This window comes from Streptomyces coffeae (assembly GCF_016741875.1).
Taxonomy (GTDB): domain Bacteria; phylum Actinomycetota; class Actinomycetes; order Streptomycetales; family Streptomycetaceae; genus Streptomyces; species Streptomyces coffeae.
The window spans coordinates 23,607-41,171 of record NZ_JAERRF010000023.1; the positions used below are offsets into that span (position 1 = coordinate 23,607).

Genomic DNA, 17,565 nt, shown 5'->3' on the forward strand with positions numbered 1-17,565 from the left:
GGATGGGTCCGGCGTCTTCGGGCGCGGACCTCGACAGTCCCCGGGGGCACCGGATATCCGCGCTTCGCCTGGTTCCAGGCTAGGAATCGGGCCGTTGCGGGGAAACCCCCTGCTCCACCGGGCCGGGCGTTTCCCCGCATCCCCCTGTCGGGGGCATAGGGGTTGGGCTACAGGCCCGCGCGGAGCCTCATCCGGACGAGCCCCTTGCTGGCGTTGATCATGCGGGGGCCGAGCTCCGGCGGCGCGTCCTTGCGGCACCACCTGGCGTTCATCGCCATCTTGGCCGGGGACATCGCGAAGCAGCGGGTGTCGCGCTCGCCGAATCGGAAGGCGGGTGCGATGAAGTCGGCGTTCCTGATGTGCGCCAGGATCTTGCGGGCTGCGTCTCCGGGCTGCTCCGTGCCTGCCTCGACCGCTTGGCACAGCTCCCGGGTCAAGTGGCCCATCCGGTTGAATCCGGCGCTGACCGGGAGCGGGGAGCCGGGGGCGCCGTGCTCTTCCAGCTCGCGGAAGACCGCGTCGTCCCCGGTGCGTTCGAACCGGTAGTAGGTGTCCTCCAGCATGACGTTGCCCAGCATGGTGCCGAGCATCCAGGTGCGGTTCACCGCGTTCCACAGCTCGTAGTTGCCGAATCCGACGAAGGAGCTGTAGACGATGTCGTCGTGGAAGTCGAACAGGCCCTGCTGGAGCTCCTCCAGGTAGCCGAATCGCTCCATCGACCAGTCGCCGTCCTTGGCAGCCTGAATGATGCGCCAGCCGAGGGCGTTGACGAGTTCCATGGTGTTCGTCAGGCCGCGCGAGTAGAGCGCGTCGATGAATCCGGCCGCGTGCGAGGTGAGGCAGAACCGCTCGCCGACGACCTGCTTGGCGGAGTACTGGAGGCGGCCGGTGGACACCCACGGCCGGATCGCCTTGGCGTTGCGGAACTGGTGGGCAATCTCAGGGAAGCGGGTGAGGAAGTCGTCGAACTCCTGCTGCGGGCTCCGATCATCCTTCGGGAAGTGGCGCGGGTCCAGGGTGAGCCCCACACTGCACAGTGGGTTCAGAGACTTAGCGTTGTTGTCGAACGGGATGACCCACAGCCAGCCGCCGTCGAAGACGTGGTGAAGCGTGCCGTGGTGCCAGGGGTTGGGCTGGTCGTGCCGGGCTGCTGCAGGCGACTTGTCGAACGCCTCCACTCCCACCATGTGGGTGAACAAGCAGCGGGAGTGGGTGCGGGCGCGGGTGGGGGTCTCGCGCAGTGAGAACTTCTCAGCGAGCGGTGAACGGAAACCGCTGCCGTCCACCACGTAGCTGGCGCGGAACTCCTCGCCACTGTCGGTGCGCAAAACCGCGCCGGTGTCCGGATCGGTCTCGATGTCGACGATCCTGGTGTTCAGCCGCGGGCGCGCGCCGTACTTGACGGCCACGTGGAAGAGGTACGCGTCGACGTCCTGCCGGAACAGGTGAGTCTCGGTGCGCAGCACGGAGGGGACCACGAGCTGGTTGATCTCGCGCGGGTCCTGCATCCGGCCTTCGCGGTGGTAGACGAAGCCGAAGTTCTGCTTCTGCCCGCAGTTGCGCGAGACGTTCTCGCAGATGCCCTTGAAGCTGGAGAGGGCGCGCAGTTCCGGTACCCGGTAGCGGTCGGCGATCAGTCGGGTCATGCCGGAGGTGTAGGGGATGGTCGACTCGCCGACCGCAAACCGGGGGTGGGTTCCTGCGTCAAGGAGCAGCACCTTGACGCCGTTCCGCGCCAGGACCGCGCCCAGCATGCCCCCGGCCATGCCGCTGCCAAGGATCGCCACATCGTATTGATCAGTACGCTTCATCGTGTTCCTGACTCTCCTCGTGAGGTGGTGGGTGGCGGGTCAGCCGTTTTTCTGAGACTCGGTTCGGCCTCAGGCCCTGGGAGCCGGACTCACTCACCCGCGGCACGGGGCAGGTCACCCCGGGTCCGGACGCCGAGCTTGCGGAAGATCCGGGTCAAGTGCTGTTCGACCGTGCTGACGGTGACGTTGAGCTGTCCGGAGATCTCCTTGTTGGTGAGTCCCGCGGAGGCCAGCTCGACCACCCGCCGTTCGGCAGGGCTGAGTAGTTCCAGGGTTTCCCCGCGCACCGCCGCGGGGGCACCGATCGACGGGACGGAGACGGCGGACCCGGAGACACCGGCCGAGCCGGCCCCGGGCCGGCAGGCGGGCAGCGGGAAACCACACGCTTCGGCCAGTCTGGCGGCCCGGCCGAAGAGCGTGTCGGATGAGGAGACCCGGCCGGATCGGAGGTCGGCCGTCCCCAGTTCAACGAGGGCGCCGGCTAATTGCAGCTGGTCTCCGGACTCATCCAGCACCGCCACCGCGCTGCGCAGCAGCGTGCCGCGCTGAGACGGGCGGCTTGCAGCGGCGAGCGCCCGCAGCGAGATGCCGCGGGTACGGGTAAAGGCCTCGCCCGCCAGGACCAACTGTTCCCGGGCGAGTTCGTGGGCGCGGCCGGTGGACGCGAGGGCGAGGTGGGCGCGAGCGGCGCCGGAGCGCCACGGTATAAGTGAGGGCTGGTCCAGTCCCCATCCCCGCATCAAAGCACCGCAGTTGGTGAAGTCGTCGAGGGCGGCTTGGGGCTGTCCGGCGGCGAGGAAGTGGGAGCCGCGCGCGTGCAGGTAGTACAGACCGAAGCGGCTGCTGAAGAGTCCTTCAGGAAGTGGGACCTCGAGGAGTTCTGCCGCGGCCTCGCGGGCGCCGAGGTCGGTGTTGGCCTGGATCAGGTTCGCAAGTGGTCCCCCGATGCAGACACCCCAGCTCTCCGCGGGCACCTGGGCGAGCGCAACCTTGGCCAGCCGGCGGGCGTCCAGCGGGCGGCCCTGACGCAGCGCGATTCCGGCCCGCAGCGAGGAGAACTCGGCAATCCACAGGGGGACTCGCCTGCTGTGCGCCTCGGAGAGCCAATGATCGCACCAGTACGCGGCCGCCTCAGTGCGGTCCGCGAACAGCAGGGTGGACACAGCGCAGGTTAGCCACTCGTGAGTATTCCTACCCAACCGCATTACCCGCATGGCGCCCTCGGCGGCGGCGACAGGCTCCGGGGTGGGCCCGTGGCGCAATACGTCGGACAACGCGGCAGCACCCCGACTGCGCGGGTCCCCGGCGAAAGCGGTGTGTCGGGACGGGCCCGCCTCGGCGATGCTGTGTGGCACCAACCCGGGATAGGTGACGGATAGCAGCTCACGAGTGGCGCGGGCCTCGGCGGCGGCGAGTGGGTCTGCAGAGCCGCCGTTCCGGCGCGTCATTCGTTCGATGGCGTCGGCGGCCTCATCGTATCGGCCGTGCCACAGCAGGTACTTGGCGAGCATGACGGCGTGCTGGGCGGGTAGCCGGCCGTCGCGTAAGGCGTCGGCGAGCTCGACGAGGTGACGGGCGCCCATGCTGGGGTCAAGCATCCAGGCGGCACCGGCCAGCAGGGCCTTGAGACGGAGCCGCTCGCCCTGGTCGCGACAATGCCGCAGCGCGGTATCGAGGCATGGCCGGGCGAGGGCCGGGCGCCCTGCCGCAAGGTGCCGTTCGGCAGCCTCCCGCAGTTCGGCCACAGCCCACGGGGCGTCCGCCCGGTCGGCGGCGACGAGGTGGCGGGCAACCCCAACGGCGGGCGCACCTTCCTCGTACAGCAGCTCGGCAGCCCGGCGGTGTAGCACGGCGAGCTCCTCGCCGGTGCATCCAGCCAAGGCGCCATCGCAGACAGCGGTGTGCCGAGGGCGCCCATCGGCGAGCAGCCCGGCGTTGTCGAGGGCCCGCAGACCGCGGGCGAGGACGGCGTCCTCGACTTCCGCGAGGCGGGCCACTGTCTGCGGTCCCGGGCTGTCCTTGTGTAAGACCGCCAGGGCCTGGGCGATGTGCAGTAGAGCGGGCCAGCCGCGGTGCAGGCAGCCGGTGGCGGCGTCCAGGAAGGCCTCTCCCGGGTCGAGCCGGGGGGCTGGACTGTTCGCCGTATGCCGGCCGTCCTCAGCGAGTGCCTCCACCAGCAGCGGGTTCCCACCACTCACGGCATGGCATCCGGGGGCCAGCAGCCGGGCCGGGCCAGAGCCGAACTGGGTGGTGAGGAGCGCGGCAACCCCCTCGGTGGACAGCCGACCGAGGGTGAACGGCCGATGGCCCGGCAGGCGGCGGAGCGCGGCGTGCAGCCTCGGGTCGGCGGTGCGGGACAAGGAGCACTCGGTCATGATGAGCGCGAGCGGCGCGGTGGGCAGCCGCCGGAGCATCAAGAGGATCCCGTGAAGGGACAGCTCGTCCATGAATTGCACGTCGTCCACGCAAAGCATCAGCGGGATCCGGCGGGCCTGCTCCTCCACCACAGTGCAGAGCCGCTGCAGGGCGTGGGATTCCTCGGGGTCGAGGGCCGAGGGCCCCAGCCGGGTGACGATGCTGCCGACCGGGCCTGCCGCGCCGAGGCTCTCGTGGTCGCTCTGGCCGGCCAGTGCTGCCAGCGCGGCTCGGTCGGCCGGGTCATGTGGGATGTCACGAAGCAATTGGCCCAGAACGGCGCCAGGGGTGCGGCGTTCGGCGAGCGAGCCGCCGGCGTTCAGCACCTGGAAGCCGAACTCCTGTGCGGCGGTTGCGAGCTCGGCGAGCAGGGCGGTCTTGCCACAGCCGATCCCGCCGGTTATAAGGGCCGCCTGGCCCTCTCCGCGAGAGCTGCGCACGATCATGTCGGTGAGTACGGTCAGCTCCTGGTCCCGTTCGACCAAGCGCATGGTGGATGTCCCCTTCCGTGCTGTCCGTTGCGCGCGTCGCCCGAGGGGGCCCGCTCCGGCTCCGGTGTAAAGACCCCCGGGCCGTGATCTCGTCGGGCGGGCCGGTTCCCGTCAGGGGGAGGCGGCGCCGACGTGGTCCCGGGCGATGCTGTCGTCAGGCGCGGCGTGGAGCCGTGCCCCCTGGATCCGGGTCAGCAGCGGACCAGTCATCACCGTGGTCACCATTGCCATCACGACCATCAGCGAGTACAGCTGGCCGTCCAGCAGTCCAAGTTTGAGGCCGACTCCGAGAATCACCAGTTCAGTCAGTCCTCTGGTGTTCATCAGCGCGGCCAGCGAGGCGGCGGACCTAGGGTGCAGCTTCTGCGAGCGGGCGCCGAGGTAGGTGCCGCCGAATTTGCCGATGACGGCCACTACGAGGATCAGGGAGAGGTCCAGCAGCCCGGACAGGCCGATTCCGCCGAGATCCACCTGAAAGCCGGCGACCACGAAGTACATGGGCAGCAGGATGGCGGTGAGGTGGCTGGTGCGGTCGTGGATGTCAGCGCGCAGGGCCTGCGCGCCTTCCCTGGGTATGACCAGACCGAAGAGGAAGCCGCCGAAGATGTGGTGCATGCCCATGGCCTCGGTGGCGGCGGCGGAGAGTAGGGCCCCGATCAGCACCACGGCGAACTTGAGCGGGCCGGCGTGGGCAGCCGTGTTACTGGACACCAGGAAGCGGCGCATCAGGGGGCGTACGACCAGGAGCATGCAGGCCAGGTAGGGCAGGGTGAACAGGACGAGCCAGTGCCGCCCGTCGGCGCCGACCGAGGCATTCACCCCGGCAAGTGTGGCCCAGGCCGCGACGTCGACGAACGCGGCCGTGGCCAGGGCGATGCCGCCGACGGCGGTGCGGCTCAGTCCGCGGTCGGTGAGGATGCGGGCCAGCACCGGGAAGGCGGTCACCGAGACGGCTAGGCCAATGAAGACGACGAAAGCTCCGTGGTTGGCGGAGTCGTGCCGGGGGAGTAGGGCGAAAGCCAGACCGATCCCGAGCAGGAAAGGGACAGCAGTGGATCCGACGGCGGCGGCGACGGCGACCCGCCCGTTGCCGCGCATCGTGCTGCCCTCGATTTCCAGGCCCACGGTGAACATGAACAAGGCGACACCCAGGTTTGCGACCCCGGCCAGCATGGGCCGGACCTCGTCGGGGAAGAGGGCCTCGCTGAGCGCGCCGTCGAGCAGGGTGGGACCGAGCAGCACGCCACCGAGGATCTCGCCGATGACGGGCGGCTGATTGATCCGGGTTGCGAGGTAGCCCAGTCCCCGCGCCATGATCAGGACGATTGCAATGTCGAGAAACAGAATCTGTATCTGATGGCTAGTCATTTCCCCCGTGCCTCGTCGATCGATTGCGGACGCGTCTGTGCTGTCACGCGGAGAGCCCTGTGGCGGCCGACGCGCGGTCGCGTCGGCTGCCACAGGGGGCTTCTAAGACTCGATGCCTTCAGGCGTTGTGACGTCCGAGATCAGGTCGTCGAGACTGATATGAAATAGCGGGTGGTTGCCGCTGAGACCGGAGATCAGCGTGACGAAGTCGTCGGCAGGCTTCCGCTCGTGCTCGGGGTCGATCATTTCCTGGGCGAGGCTGTGGTAGAACTCTTTGTACTTCGTGCGGTCGTAGAACCGCTCGACGAATTCCCTGATCTCGTCGAAGAATCCGGAATAGGCACTGGCGTAGCGGTCGAGCGCCTTGGTTTCGATTGCCGGGTGCTTGATGATCTGGTCGACGATGGAAGCGAGGGTACTGCCGGCCAGGGTGGCCAGGGCCACACCGGTGGAGAACAGCGGGTCGACAAAGGCGGCGGTGTCACCAACCAGCACCCAGCCGTCGCCATGGAACCGATCTGAGTGGTACGACCAGTCACGGGCCGTGCGGAAGCCGGCCGACTGACGGGCGTTGCGCAGCATGTGCTTGAGCTTGGTTGTGCGGTCGCGTTCGGCGTGGAAGAGGTCCTCAAGCGATTGGCCGGCTTCGCCCGCAGTGGCTGACCGGGTCACGTAGCCGACGCTGATGGTGCCCTTGTCGATCGGGATCGCCCAGAACCAGCCGTCGTCCAGGCCCTCGATCAGGATGTTGGTGTATTCATCGCCCGGCAGACGCTCGCAGTTGTCGTAGTAGGTCCAGACCGCGACGTTGCGGAGCTCGTCGTGCCACTTGACGTCGGTGTAGCGGCGGCTGAGCACCCGTGCCTGTCCGGAGGCGTCGACGACGAGGCCGGCCCGGACCTCGCGTATGCCGTCGAGTCCTCGTAGCGCGTAACGGACACCGACGACGCGACCGTTCTCTTCGATGGGCTCCTTGACGGTGGCGTCCTCGATGATGTGCGCGCCGAGTTCGCGAGCCCGGTCGAGGATCATGGCGTCCAGGTCGGCGCGGCGGGTGTGGAAGGCGTAGGGGTACTTGCCCTTCAGGAAGGCGAATTCCCACGGCACCTGGTTGTTGCCCCAGACCAGGCTTCCGCCGTACTTCCGCTCGAATCCACGCTGGTCCATCCGCTCGGTCAGCCCGAGTTCCTCCATTGGGCGCATGAATGCTGGGATGAGGGATTCGCCGACGTGGTAGCGCGGAAAACGCTCTCGGTCGAGTACGAGCACACGGTGTCCGCGCTTCGCGAGGAGACCGGCCGTCGTGGCTCCGGCCGGTCCTCCCCCGATGACGATGACGTCGTAGTCGGGGGAAATACCGTAAAGACTTGCCGACATTCGTTGACCTTCCTCTGGACCGATGCAGAAAGCTGGGCGAGGTTCGGGGGTTCGGGCCCGTTGTGTTTCGCCTCGTTAGTCTGCAAGGGCCTTCTGTAGAAGGTCTTCATCTCATCTGGACGTGCCCTGGTCGTCGGCTATGTGGCGGCAGGCAAGGTGGCGGAGGCGCCGATGGCGAGGTCCCACAGATTCTCCCGGGGCCGCCCGGTGGACGCCCAGGCGTCGCGGACCCGGGCCAGGGGTTCCAGCGGTGCCTCCGCGGACAGCAGAAAGGTTCCCCAGTGCATCGGGGCCATGATCCTGGCGCCCAGGTCCTCGCAGGCCTGCACGGCCTCCTCCGGGGAGGTGTGCACGGCGGCGAGCATCCAGCGTGGCTCGTAGGCGCCGATGGGAAGGATGGCCAGGTCGATGCCTGGGTACCGGGCACCGATCTCACTGAACCAGTGTCCATACCCAGTGTCGCCGGCGAAGTGAACGCGGCGGCCATCGGGCTCGGTCAGCATCCAGCCACCCCACAGACTGCGGCAGGTGTCAGTCAGCCCCCGCTTGCTCCAGTGGTGGGAGGGAACGAAGTCGAAGCGGACCGGGCCGATCGGTCCGGGCAGTTCCACAGCCTCCCACCAGTCGAGTTCAGTGACGTGAGTGAAGCCACGGCGGCGGAACCAGCCGCCGAGCCCGGCCGGGACGAGGAACGGGGTGCCCGGGGGCACCCGGTGCAGTGTGTTGCTGTCCAGATGGTCATAGTGGTTGTGGCTGATGACGATGGCGTCGATGTGCGGGACGTCTCGCCAGGCGACGCCGACCGGTGTGATCCGGGCGGGGGTGCCGACGATCCGCCGGGACCACACAGGGTCGGTGAGGATCGTCAGGCCGCCGAGGCGGACGATGCAGCTGGCATGCCCGGCCCAGGTGAATGCGAGGTCGCCAGGCCCCACGTCGGGTACCGGGCACGGATCCACGGGTAATTCGGGGACCTGGGCGAGAGCCTTCGCGGACGGTCGCAGCCGTTGTCCGCGCAGGGCGAGTCGGACGAAGTCGGTCACACCGGGCAGCGGGGAGGTGAGCCGGTCGGCGAAGGAGGTCGGCCAGCTGCGGATCTCCCCGGTCCGGCGCGGCGTGGACAGGGGCGGATGAGCGTTCGCGGTCATGGGAGGACTCCTTTCCCAGGGGCGCAGGACAGAGACCGCCCCCGGCCTGGGCTGGGGGCGGCTCCGGTAGTGCGTGACCGGGTGTTCAGGCGGTTGTGGTTCCCCGGACGAGCGCGCCGCCGAGAACCGCATCGATCATGTCTCGGATCTGTTCGTCAGCCAGTGGGCGACCGTGCCCGAGGAAGAGGCGCAGGATCACCACGCCGCCCAGCATGTCGACGATGCCGATCAGGTTGACGTCCTGCCGGACGAGGCCCTCTTCACGGCCCCGGACGAGGACAGCCTCGACCGCGTCGCGCCACGGGCAGACCCAGGTGTCCATGTGACTGGACGGGAAGTCAGGGTCGCTGACGGCCTGTGCGGCGAGATGAGGCAGGAGCCTTCCCTCGGGCGCGGTCAGTAGGCCGTCCCGAAGCCAGCAGGTCATGGCGAACAGGTCCTGGTGAAGGTCGCCGGTGGTCTCGACGTCGAAGTCGGCCATCAACGTGTCGAGCGCGCTGATGATCATTTCTTCCTTCGACCGCCACCGCCGGTAGACGGTGGCACGGCCCACTCCGGCCCGCCGGGCGACCTGGTCCATGGTCAGCCCCTGGAACCCGGATTCGCCCAGCAGTGTCACCGTAGCCCGGAGAATCGCAGTGTCCGCGTGGCGGCTACGAGGTCGCCCCACGGGACGGGTTGCGCTCTGTCGGCCTTCACGCGTCTCGTACATCCCGTCAGCCTCTCGGTATGCCCACCGTGGTAGACCAAGTACGTTCCGAACGACTCATCGTACGTGCTCTGCCGTGGAAGCGTAGGAGCCAGACGAATCGGCCTCCGCATGGGCGGGCCCGGGGTCGGCGCTCTTGGCGGGCATCCAGGCGAAAACCACCGCGGCCAGGGCGAACAGCACCACCGCGCCGCCGACCAAAGCCACGTCCATGCTGTCCACGTACGCTTGGCGGGCGGCCTCGGCGAGCCGTTCGCCCTTGGGGCCGATCATGTCCGCAACGTGCACGGCGGCGCCGACGGTGTCCTTGGCCGCATCGGCAGCCCCCTCGGGCAGGTTGCTGACGGCCGGTTCCATGTCGTCTCGGTAGGCCGTGCTCAGGACGCTGCCGAGCACCGCTACCCCGATGACACCGCCGACCTGCCGGAAGGCGCTGGTGGCGCCTGAGGCCTCACCGGACTTGTCGTCGGAGACAGTGGACAGGGCGGTGTGCATGGCGATGGCCAGGGTGAGTCCGATGCCGATGCCGAGCATCAGCTGGCAGGCGGCGACTTGGGTCTCACTGGAGTCGACGTTGGTGGTGGAGAAGATCAGTAGCCCGCCGGCCATCAGCAGCAGCCCGACCGTCACCGGACCGCGCGGCCCGACCCGCGGAGCGAGCCGCTCGGCGGTGCCCGCACCTACCATGACAGCGAGCACTACCGGCAGCATGCGCACGCCGGTCCCCAGCGAGGAGTTGCCGAGGACGGCCTGAAGGTAGGGGCTCAGCATGAAGAGGAAGCCGGTCATCGCGAAGTGCACGAGCAGCAGAGCCGCGATGGAGGCGCCGAAATGACGGTTTCCGAAGCTTCGCACGTTCAGCAGCGGGTGCGGGGTGCTCCGCTCGCGCAGCACGAAGAGGAAGAGGAGGACTACGCCGGCCGCGGAGCCGCCCAGGGTCTCGGCACTCAGCCAGCCCTCCTCTGGTGCCCGGGTCAGAGCGTAGGTGAGTGCACCGAGCCCGGCGACCGAAAGGGCCGCGCCCTGCCAGTCGAAGGTGTTCTCCCGTACGCCGCGGTGCTCGGGGAACAGCAGGAAGCCAGCCACCATGGCCACCACCAAGATCGGAATGTTGATCAGGAACACCGAACCCCACCAGAAGTGTTCCAGGAGCCAGCCGCCGGTCAACGGGCCGATGGGCAAGCCGAGAGCCACGCCTGCGGACCAGATGGCCAGGGCCCGGGCCCGCTCCTGCGGGGCGAATAGCACCGGCAGCATGGCCAGCGACACGGGTGTGACAATCGCCGCGCCGAGGCCCATCAGTGCCCGGCCGAGGATCAGTTCGCCGGAACTGTCGACCAGCGTCGCGTAGGCCGACGCGGCCCCGAAGACCGCCAGACCGACCAGCAGAAGGCGCTTGCGGCCCATTCGGTCGGCGAGGACACCGAACGGCAGCATCAGACTCGCGAATACCAGCAGGTAGGCGTTGTGGAACCACTGGAGATCGGAATTGGACGCGCCTAACGCATCGACGAGCTCGGGCATCGCGACATAGAGGATGGTTGCGTCCAGGCCGTTGACCAGCACGCACATCACGAGGACGGCAAGTGCCCACCAGCGCTTCGGGCTACTCCAGACCGCGGATGCGGACATGGGTCTCCCCCTTTCCAGAATTTTGATACGAGACTGCCTCGTATCAAAGCACTGGCGCCACAGTCCCGCACCCCCTAGGACCCCGATAGGGGGGCGGTTTCAGCCTCTCGGGTGACTGCAGGGCGCACGGCTTGTCCCGCACACCAGACAGCCCGGCCCGCACCGAGCGGGCCGGGCGGCATTACCTCCGGGCGCCAGAGCAATACCTCACGGGCCGTCAACCGGTATGCAGTTCCCCATAGGCGGGCGGAGAAGCTGCCCGCAGCGGGCGCTTCGCCGTAGGCGCGCCGGGCTTGTGCTGCGCTTCCGCCATCTCCTTGGCGTAGGCCATGATCAGCTCGCAGATCCGGTAGTTGCCCGAGCCGGTTCGCTCCAGCAGTCCGAAGTCCGCCAGCAACTCCAGATGACCTATCATCTCGGAGCCCTCTGGGCACGGTGCACCGCCCGGCTCCGGCAGTCCGATGGCCTCCAGGTCGACCACACTCAGCAGCCGGAACAGCCGCGCGGTCTTCTCCGGCAGGCTGCGGTAGCTCGCCCTGAGCGCCGCCCGGGCGCTCAACTCCCTGTCCCCTGCCACCGCCAGCAGGTTGAGCCGGGCGGTCGGGTCCTCATACAAGGTGGCGAGCCGCTCTGGGGAGGTGTAGGGGTCCTCGAGCAGCGTGGCCGCGGTGATGCGGATGCCCAAGGGGATGTAGGCACACAGCTCAACAAGTCGGTGGACGGCCTTGCGGCTCCCCTGCGCCGCCTTCTCGCCCAGCAGTCGCAATAGCAGGTCCGCCGCGGTCTCTGAGTCCAACGGCTTGAGGTTGATCCGGTGCGCGCCATAGCGGGCCACGAGCCCGCGCTGCGGCCGACGCCCCGTGACGATTACGCAGGTAGTGCCCTGCGGGATCAGTGTCCGGATCTGATCCACGTCGAGGACATCGTCCAGCACCACCAGCATCCTCTTGCCGTGCATCAGGCTCCGGTAGAGCACCACTCGCCCTTCCAGGTCGGCCGAAAGGGAGGATGTCGGGACGCCGAGGCTCTGCAGCAGCCGGGCCAGCCCCTCGAGCGGCGTCAGCGGGTGCTCGCCGGCCCCACCAAAATCCACGTACAGCTGTCCGTCTGGGAATCGGTCCAGTGACTCGTGTGCCAGCTCTAGGGCGAGCGCGCTCTTGCCCACGCCCGGCGGGCCGTCGATCGTGATGATCGGGGTAGCTCGACCGCGTTCCGGGGCACCCTGTTTCAGCAGCTCGCGCATGCGCAGGAGTTCGGCCTGGCGCCCGACGAACACGTGTGCTCGAGAAGGGAGTTGGCGAGGCGGGGCGGGTTCTGGCGCGGCTGACGGATAGCCGGCCGCGCCGACCTGCCGCCGACCCGCTGTCAGGGCCTCCGACGAGGCCGAGGCACCTTCCTTGTCCACGGTTCCGGAGAGGATCTGCTGGTGCAGGCTGCGCAGTTCGGCCCCTGGCTCGATGCCGAGCTCCTCACTGAGAAGGGTGCGGGCCTCGTTGTAGGCTTGGAGGGCGTGCGCCTGCCGGCCGCATCGGTAGAGGGCGAGCATCAGCAGGCAACGCAGCTTCTCCCGAAGCGGCTCCTGGGCGATGGCCTCGCCGGTCACCACGATGGCCTCCTCGCAACGGCCCGCGACGATCATCCCGGCGATCCAGTCCTCTGCGGCGGAAAACCGCATCTCGCGCAGCCGGTTTTGCTCCAGTGCCGCGAAGGGCCCGGGCACCCCGGCGAGCGCCTCCCCCCGCCATAGGCCGAGGGCCTTGCCCAGGCGGCCGAAAGAGGCTTCCGACTGCCCGTCGGCAGCCATCCACCTGGCCTCGTCGCAGTGACGGGCAAATAGCGCGGCGTCAACCGATTCCAGGGGCAGACGCAGTTCATACCCACCAGCCGCGGACAGCAGCAGCCCACCGGATTCTCGGCCTCGGCGGTCGGGATCGAGTACCCGCCGCAGGCCCGCGATGTAGGTGTGCACTCCGTTGAGCGCCGTGTCGGGGGCTTCGGGCCCCCACAACGCGTCGATGATCTGCCCGCGGCTCACCACGGTTTCCCGGTGAGTAGCCAGCAGCGCGAGTAGCGCCTTCTGCTTGGGCGGTCCGATGGCCAGCTCTTTATCTTCTCGCCAAAGTCTAAGCGGTCCGAGCAGTTGGACGTATAACTCGTTGGGTGCGGCTGACATGAGAACATCCCCCCTGACATGTTCCATACGTGTGGTCCTGCAAAGGATTGCTGGCCGTTGGCTCGGCATGACTCGCCCCCTGGCGAACGCGGTCCGCGTTCGACGCCCGGCACGACTCACCTCTCATACGTGCTACAGCCACGCTGTAGGCTCTCCTCCCCTCTCGCCCGTTGCGGCGCCAGCGTGCTACACGCGACTTTTGGTGGCGTCTTCAACGGGCCGAGAACCCTGCGCCTCGCTTCCACGACTCCGTAGCGCTGGACATTGCTGATTCCGGTCGCAAGGACCGGCGAGCCCACAGCTAGATCATGGAACGTCCTGGTCGTGGGGCGCATCGCAGACACTGTGCCTGCTTGATTCCCCATCTGCAACGACCTGGATACATCGTGTCACGGAGTATTCTCGGCGCGCTCGCTGGTGGGTACACATTGCCAAGAAAGCGGAGGCGCGTTGCTCACTCACGACGGCCGAGTGGACCGGGAACTGCAGCGCCTGCCGAGCATCACACGGACGCTATGACAATCTGGCCGATAATCACTGCTTCGAGTTCGAGATCAATCTCTCAACAGCGATGGCGGCGTGGTAGGCGGCAGCTACGATGAGGCCCCGACCCCTGCACGCCCCAGCCGGGGATCGTCCGCAGATCGGCGATTCGGCAGGGCAAGCGCCGCATGCCGGTTGCGATTGCGTGCGCCCTCCGCCAGGATCTCTGCCTGGCTGACGGCCTGGTCATCGATAGGGAACCGCTCTCGCTTCGCCTGCTTGTCATCACATCGCGGCTTCTTCGCCTTGAACCGTTCCATATCAGGCCCCCCTTGATGGTCGGTCACCAGCCTCCGACAGACGAAGGCGACGGCACAAGGGCGCCTCACGCCGCACCTCGGCGCGGTGAGCGGCGGTTCGGCCCGTGTCACGGCACTCTGCGTGAGGCGACCGGCATCGTCCTGGCGGAGGTCCGGGTCACCATCCCGCGTCGGCGGTCGCTGCCGATCGCACGCGCGGCCCGGCAACCACTGCAACCGCTTTGCGTTGCGCTTCTGACCTGCTGTGTCAGGCCAGACCCGACTTCCGGGTCCGGTGTTTCACCACCGCAGTGAGCCCCACACACGAGGCCCCGGGACCATCCGTATCCCGGGTGCCTCGCGCGGGTCCGGTTCAGCGGCAGGGAGGTGGCGGCGTCACGCCCATTCCATGCCCAGGTGGTGTAGCGCGTCGCTGTCCAGGAGCGGTGTTTGTGATGAGGAGAGGGCGGTCTGGCCTGGGCTGATCAGTTTGGTGTGCGGCTCTGGTCAGGCCGTGCGGGTGCCTCGGTGGCCGTGGCGATCATGGGGTGTCGGGTCGATGGTGGTCATCCGACGTGCGGCTTGGCCGCATCACCGCCATGACCTCAGAGGTCATCGACCCTCCGGGAGGCCCTGCGGCAAGGTGAGGGCAACGGATCCCGGGCCGGCGCACTCCGGCTCGGTATCCGCCCCTGACCAGCCGCATTCCGTTGAGGAGCGTGACCCGATGACCTTCGACTACAACGCCGCCGTCGCCCGCTACTTCGAGGCGTGGAACGCCACCGACGCCGACACCCTCGCCAAGACCGTCGCCGCCGCCTGGACCGAGGACGGCAGCTTCACCGACCCGCTGTCCGAGGCCCGTGGCCACGCGCAGCTCGCGGCCGTCATCTCCGGGATCCATGAGCAGTTCCCCGGCTACGAGATCCGCCACACCGGCACCGCCGACGGCCACCACGACATGGTCCGCTTCACCTGGGAGATGGTCTCCACCGCCGACGGTTCGGCACCGGTCGCCGGATCCGATGTGATCACCCTGGCCGAGGACGGCCGGATCCGCTCCGTCCTCGGCTTCTTCGACCGCGTCCCTACGGAGTGATGAGCTCTCCCAGGGCGGCGGCGGTCTCCCGGTCGGCCGGGATGAACGTCTCGATGGCCAGCTCGGAGACGGTCACATCCATGGGGGTGTTGAAGGTGGCGATGGTGGAGATGAAGGAGAGCACCCGGCCGCCGTGCTCGATCATCATCGGGAGGGCGAACGGCGTGTGGGACCCGGCCATGGCGCTCTCCCGGCCACCGCTCTCCGGCAGCGGATAGGCCGACACCTCCTCGTAGACCGCGCGCAGCGCGGGGGAGCGCATCAGCGAGAGCTGGCGGTCCATCTGGTCCAGCAAATGGGCACGCCACTCACGGAAGTTGCGGATACGGGGTGCCATGCCCTCCGGGTGGAGGGTGATGCGCATCGCGTTGAGCGGGGGAACCAGCAGATGCCTCGCGACGCCCTCCATCAGCATGGCGATCCCGCGGTTGGCCGCCTGCACCTCGTAGGTGCCGTTCATCACCAGCGCGGGATAGGGCTCATAGCCCGTCAGCAGCCGCTCCATCCCCTCGCGCAGCGTCCCCATCGACGGGTCGTCGACCGACCGCTCCGGATAGAGCGGGGCGTAACCCGCGGCCAGCAGCAGCGCGTTGCGCTCGCGCATCGGCACCTCGAGATGGTCGGCGAGCCGCAGCACCATCTCCTGGCTGGGCCGTGAGCGGCCGGTCTCGATGAAGCTGATGTGCCGGGAGGAGGAATCGGCGCGGAGCGCGAGCTCCAGTTGACTGATGCGTCGGCGGGTCCGCCATCCGCGCAGCAGCTCGCCCACCCCGGCCGACGTGGCAGTTGTCATGGAGCGAAGGTAACCGAACCCGGAGGACGCACGTGGCAGGGTGGGACGGGCCGACCCGTCACCGGGACGAGCCGGACCGTCACCCAGGACGAAGGGATCCGCCATGGCAGTCGAGCCGCTCGGCCAGCAGGAGATCGAGGACCGCCTCGAAGCGCTTCCCGGCTGGTCCTACGCCGACGACCTGCTCTCGCGCCGCTACGCCTTCGGCGGCCATCCGCAGGCGGCCGCACTGGTCGCGGAGATCGCCCGGATCCAGGAGGAGCTGGGCCACCACTCCGATCTGACGCTCGGCTACAACACGGTCGGCGTCACGGTGAACACCCACAGCGTGGGCGGCAAGGTGACCGAGCTGGACTTCGGGCTCGCGCGGCGGATCGAGGCTGCGGCCTCGGCGCACGGCGCACGCTCGGCGTGAGGTGACCAATCCGCTGCCCGGACGGCCCCGAATACCCGGTGGAAGGTACACCGGTGGCCGGTCGGTGCGATGAGGGCGCCGTCGGCCCTGCTTGCGGGAGGCAGACCGATGAGCGATATGGCCGCTGCCCTGGCCCCCTTCGCGGAACGCCTGCTCGGCGCCCCGCTCCCGGTGCGGCTGTGCGCCTGGGACGGCAGCGAGGCGGGGCCGCCGGGAGCGCCCCGGGTGCGGCTGCGCTCCCGCCGGGCACTGCGTCGGCTGCTGTGGCGGCCCACCGGATCCGGCCTGGCCGAGGCGTACATCAGCGGTGACCTCGATGTCGAGGGCGAACTCACCGAGGGCTTGCGCGCCTTGTGGCGCGCGGTGCGCGGTCGCCGCGCGCCCGGACCCGGACCCGTCCTGGCCACCCGCGCCAGGGCCGCCGCCACCGCCGCCCGGCTCGGCGCCCTCGGCCCCTGGCCACCCGCCCGCGCGGCCTCGGGGGGCTCGGACGCCACGGCGGAGTTCCACGAACGGCTGCTGGACCCGTCCATGGCCCTGTCCTGCGCCTACTGGACCCGCCAGGACCCCGCCTACCGGCTCGCCGACGCCCAGCGCGACAAGCTGGACGTCATCTGCCGCAAGCTGAACCTGCTGCCCGGGGCGCGGCTGCTGGACCTCGGCTGCGGCTGGGGAGCGCTCGCCCTGCACGCCGCCGACCGCTACGGCGCGCAGGTCACCGCCGTCACCACGGTCCGCGAGGAGCGCGACCTGCTGTCCGAGCGGGTCCGCGAACTCGGCCTGGACCACCTGATCGATGTCGAGCTGAGCGACTACCGCGCGCTGCGGGGCGGCCAGTACGAGGCCGTCGCCTGTGTCGAGGCGGGCGAGTACGTCGACGACGAGCAGTACCCGGACCTCGTGCGTACCCTGCACCGTATGCTGCGCCCCGGCGGCCGGGCCCTGGTCCAGCAGATCTCCCGCCCGTCCCCGGCGGCCGGCCCGGGGCCGTCGCTCACCGCGTACCTCGCCCCCCGGCTGCGGATCCGCCCGCTCGGCGAGACCATCGGCCTGCTGGAGGCGGCCGGACTCGAGATACGCGCCGCGGAGTCGCTGCGCGAGCACTACGTCCGCACGGTCACCGCCTGGCGCGCCACCCTGGAGGCGGGCTGGGACGACTTCCGCCGTCTGGTGGGTGAACGCACCGCCCGCACCTGGCGGTTGAGGCTCGCGGGTGCGGCTCTCGCCCTGGAGGAGGGCCGGATGGGTATCGACCAGATCCTCGCGGTCCGCCCCACGGACCGCGGCGCCAGCGGTATGCCGGTCACGCCGGAGGCGTGGTACCCGGCGGGCACGGCCGTCTGACCATCGTG

13 protein-coding genes are annotated in these 17,565 nt (G+C 68.9%); 3 read left to right on the top strand and 10 right to left on the bottom strand.

Translation table 11 applies throughout. From position 1 onward, the window contains the following. Positions 1-167: 167 nt before the first annotated feature. The 9 genes from JK363_RS30315 to JK363_RS30355 form a co-directional block, all read right to left on the bottom strand. The gene (locus JK363_RS30315) at positions 168-1,811 is read right to left on the bottom strand and encodes an NAD(P)/FAD-dependent oxidoreductase (RefSeq protein WP_201879872.1); all 1,644 of its coding nucleotides are present in this window, start codon (positions 1,809-1,811) and stop codon (positions 168-170) included. Positions 1,812-1,900: 89 nt separating this feature from the next. Continuing rightward, complete coding sequence (locus JK363_RS30320) at positions 1,901-4,717, bottom strand: helix-turn-helix transcriptional regulator (protein ID WP_201879875.1); 2,817 nt, start codon at positions 4,715-4,717, stop codon at positions 1,901-1,903. Between the two features lie 111 nt (positions 4,718-4,828). Continuing rightward, on the bottom strand, positions 4,829-6,031 hold the full coding sequence (locus JK363_RS30325) for a cation:proton antiporter domain-containing protein (RefSeq protein WP_236076217.1): 1,203 nt from the start codon (positions 6,029-6,031) through the stop codon (positions 4,829-4,831). A gap of 156 nt (positions 6,032-6,187) precedes the next feature. After that, on the bottom strand, positions 6,188-7,462 hold the full coding sequence (locus JK363_RS30330; RefSeq protein WP_201879881.1) for an NAD(P)/FAD-dependent oxidoreductase: 1,275 nt from the start codon (positions 7,460-7,462) through the stop codon (positions 6,188-6,190). Positions 7,463-7,599: 137 nt separating this feature from the next. Then, positions 7,600-8,610 carry an MBL fold metallo-hydrolase gene (locus JK363_RS30335; RefSeq protein ID WP_201879884.1) on the bottom strand — a complete coding sequence of 337 codons (1,011 nt, stop codon included), beginning with the start codon at positions 8,608-8,610 and terminating at the stop codon, positions 7,600-7,602. Between the two features lie 85 nt (positions 8,611-8,695). Then, positions 8,696-9,322, bottom strand: a complete 627-nt coding sequence (locus JK363_RS30340; RefSeq protein WP_268981104.1) for a TetR/AcrR family transcriptional regulator — start codon at positions 9,320-9,322, stop codon at positions 8,696-8,698. A gap of 54 nt (positions 9,323-9,376) precedes the next feature. Then, the gene (locus JK363_RS30345; protein WP_268981105.1) at positions 9,377-10,951 is read right to left on the bottom strand and encodes a DHA2 family efflux MFS transporter permease subunit; all 1,575 of its coding nucleotides are present in this window, start codon (positions 10,949-10,951) and stop codon (positions 9,377-9,379) included. Between the two features lie 217 nt (positions 10,952-11,168). Beyond that, positions 11,169-13,124 (bottom strand): AfsR/SARP family transcriptional regulator, encoded by a 1,956-nt coding sequence (locus JK363_RS30350; protein ID WP_201879893.1) that lies wholly within the window; start codon positions 13,122-13,124, stop codon positions 11,169-11,171. 593 nt (positions 13,125-13,717) lie between these two features. Next, positions 13,718-13,927, bottom strand: a complete 210-nt coding sequence (locus tag JK363_RS30355) for a hypothetical protein (protein WP_201879896.1) — start codon at positions 13,925-13,927, stop codon at positions 13,718-13,720. A 706-nt stretch (positions 13,928-14,633) separates the two neighbouring features. On the opposite strand from JK363_RS30355, the gene JK363_RS30360 reads away from it, so the two are divergent. Beyond that, on the top strand, positions 14,634-15,005 hold the full coding sequence (locus JK363_RS30360) for a nuclear transport factor 2 family protein (protein WP_201879899.1): 372 nt from the start codon (positions 14,634-14,636) through the stop codon (positions 15,003-15,005). Here JK363_RS30360 and JK363_RS30365 read toward each other — a convergent pair. Then, positions 14,995-15,798, bottom strand: coding sequence for a helix-turn-helix domain-containing protein (locus tag JK363_RS30365; RefSeq protein WP_201879902.1), 804 nt, complete (start codon positions 15,796-15,798; stop codon positions 14,995-14,997). The two genes, JK363_RS30360 and JK363_RS30365, sit on opposite strands and share 11 nt — an antisense overlap. A gap of 103 nt (positions 15,799-15,901) precedes the next feature. Here JK363_RS30365 and JK363_RS30370 point away from each other — a divergent pair, with 103 nt between their 5' ends. After that, the gene (locus tag JK363_RS30370; protein ID WP_201879905.1) at positions 15,902-16,213 is read left to right on the top strand and encodes a 4a-hydroxytetrahydrobiopterin dehydratase; all 312 of its coding nucleotides are present in this window, start codon (positions 15,902-15,904) and stop codon (positions 16,211-16,213) included. A gap of 108 nt (positions 16,214-16,321) precedes the next feature. After that, positions 16,322-17,557, top strand: coding sequence for an SAM-dependent methyltransferase (locus JK363_RS30375; RefSeq protein WP_201879906.1), 1,236 nt, complete (start codon positions 16,322-16,324; stop codon positions 17,555-17,557). The last annotated feature ends 8 nt before the right edge of the window (positions 17,558-17,565 follow it).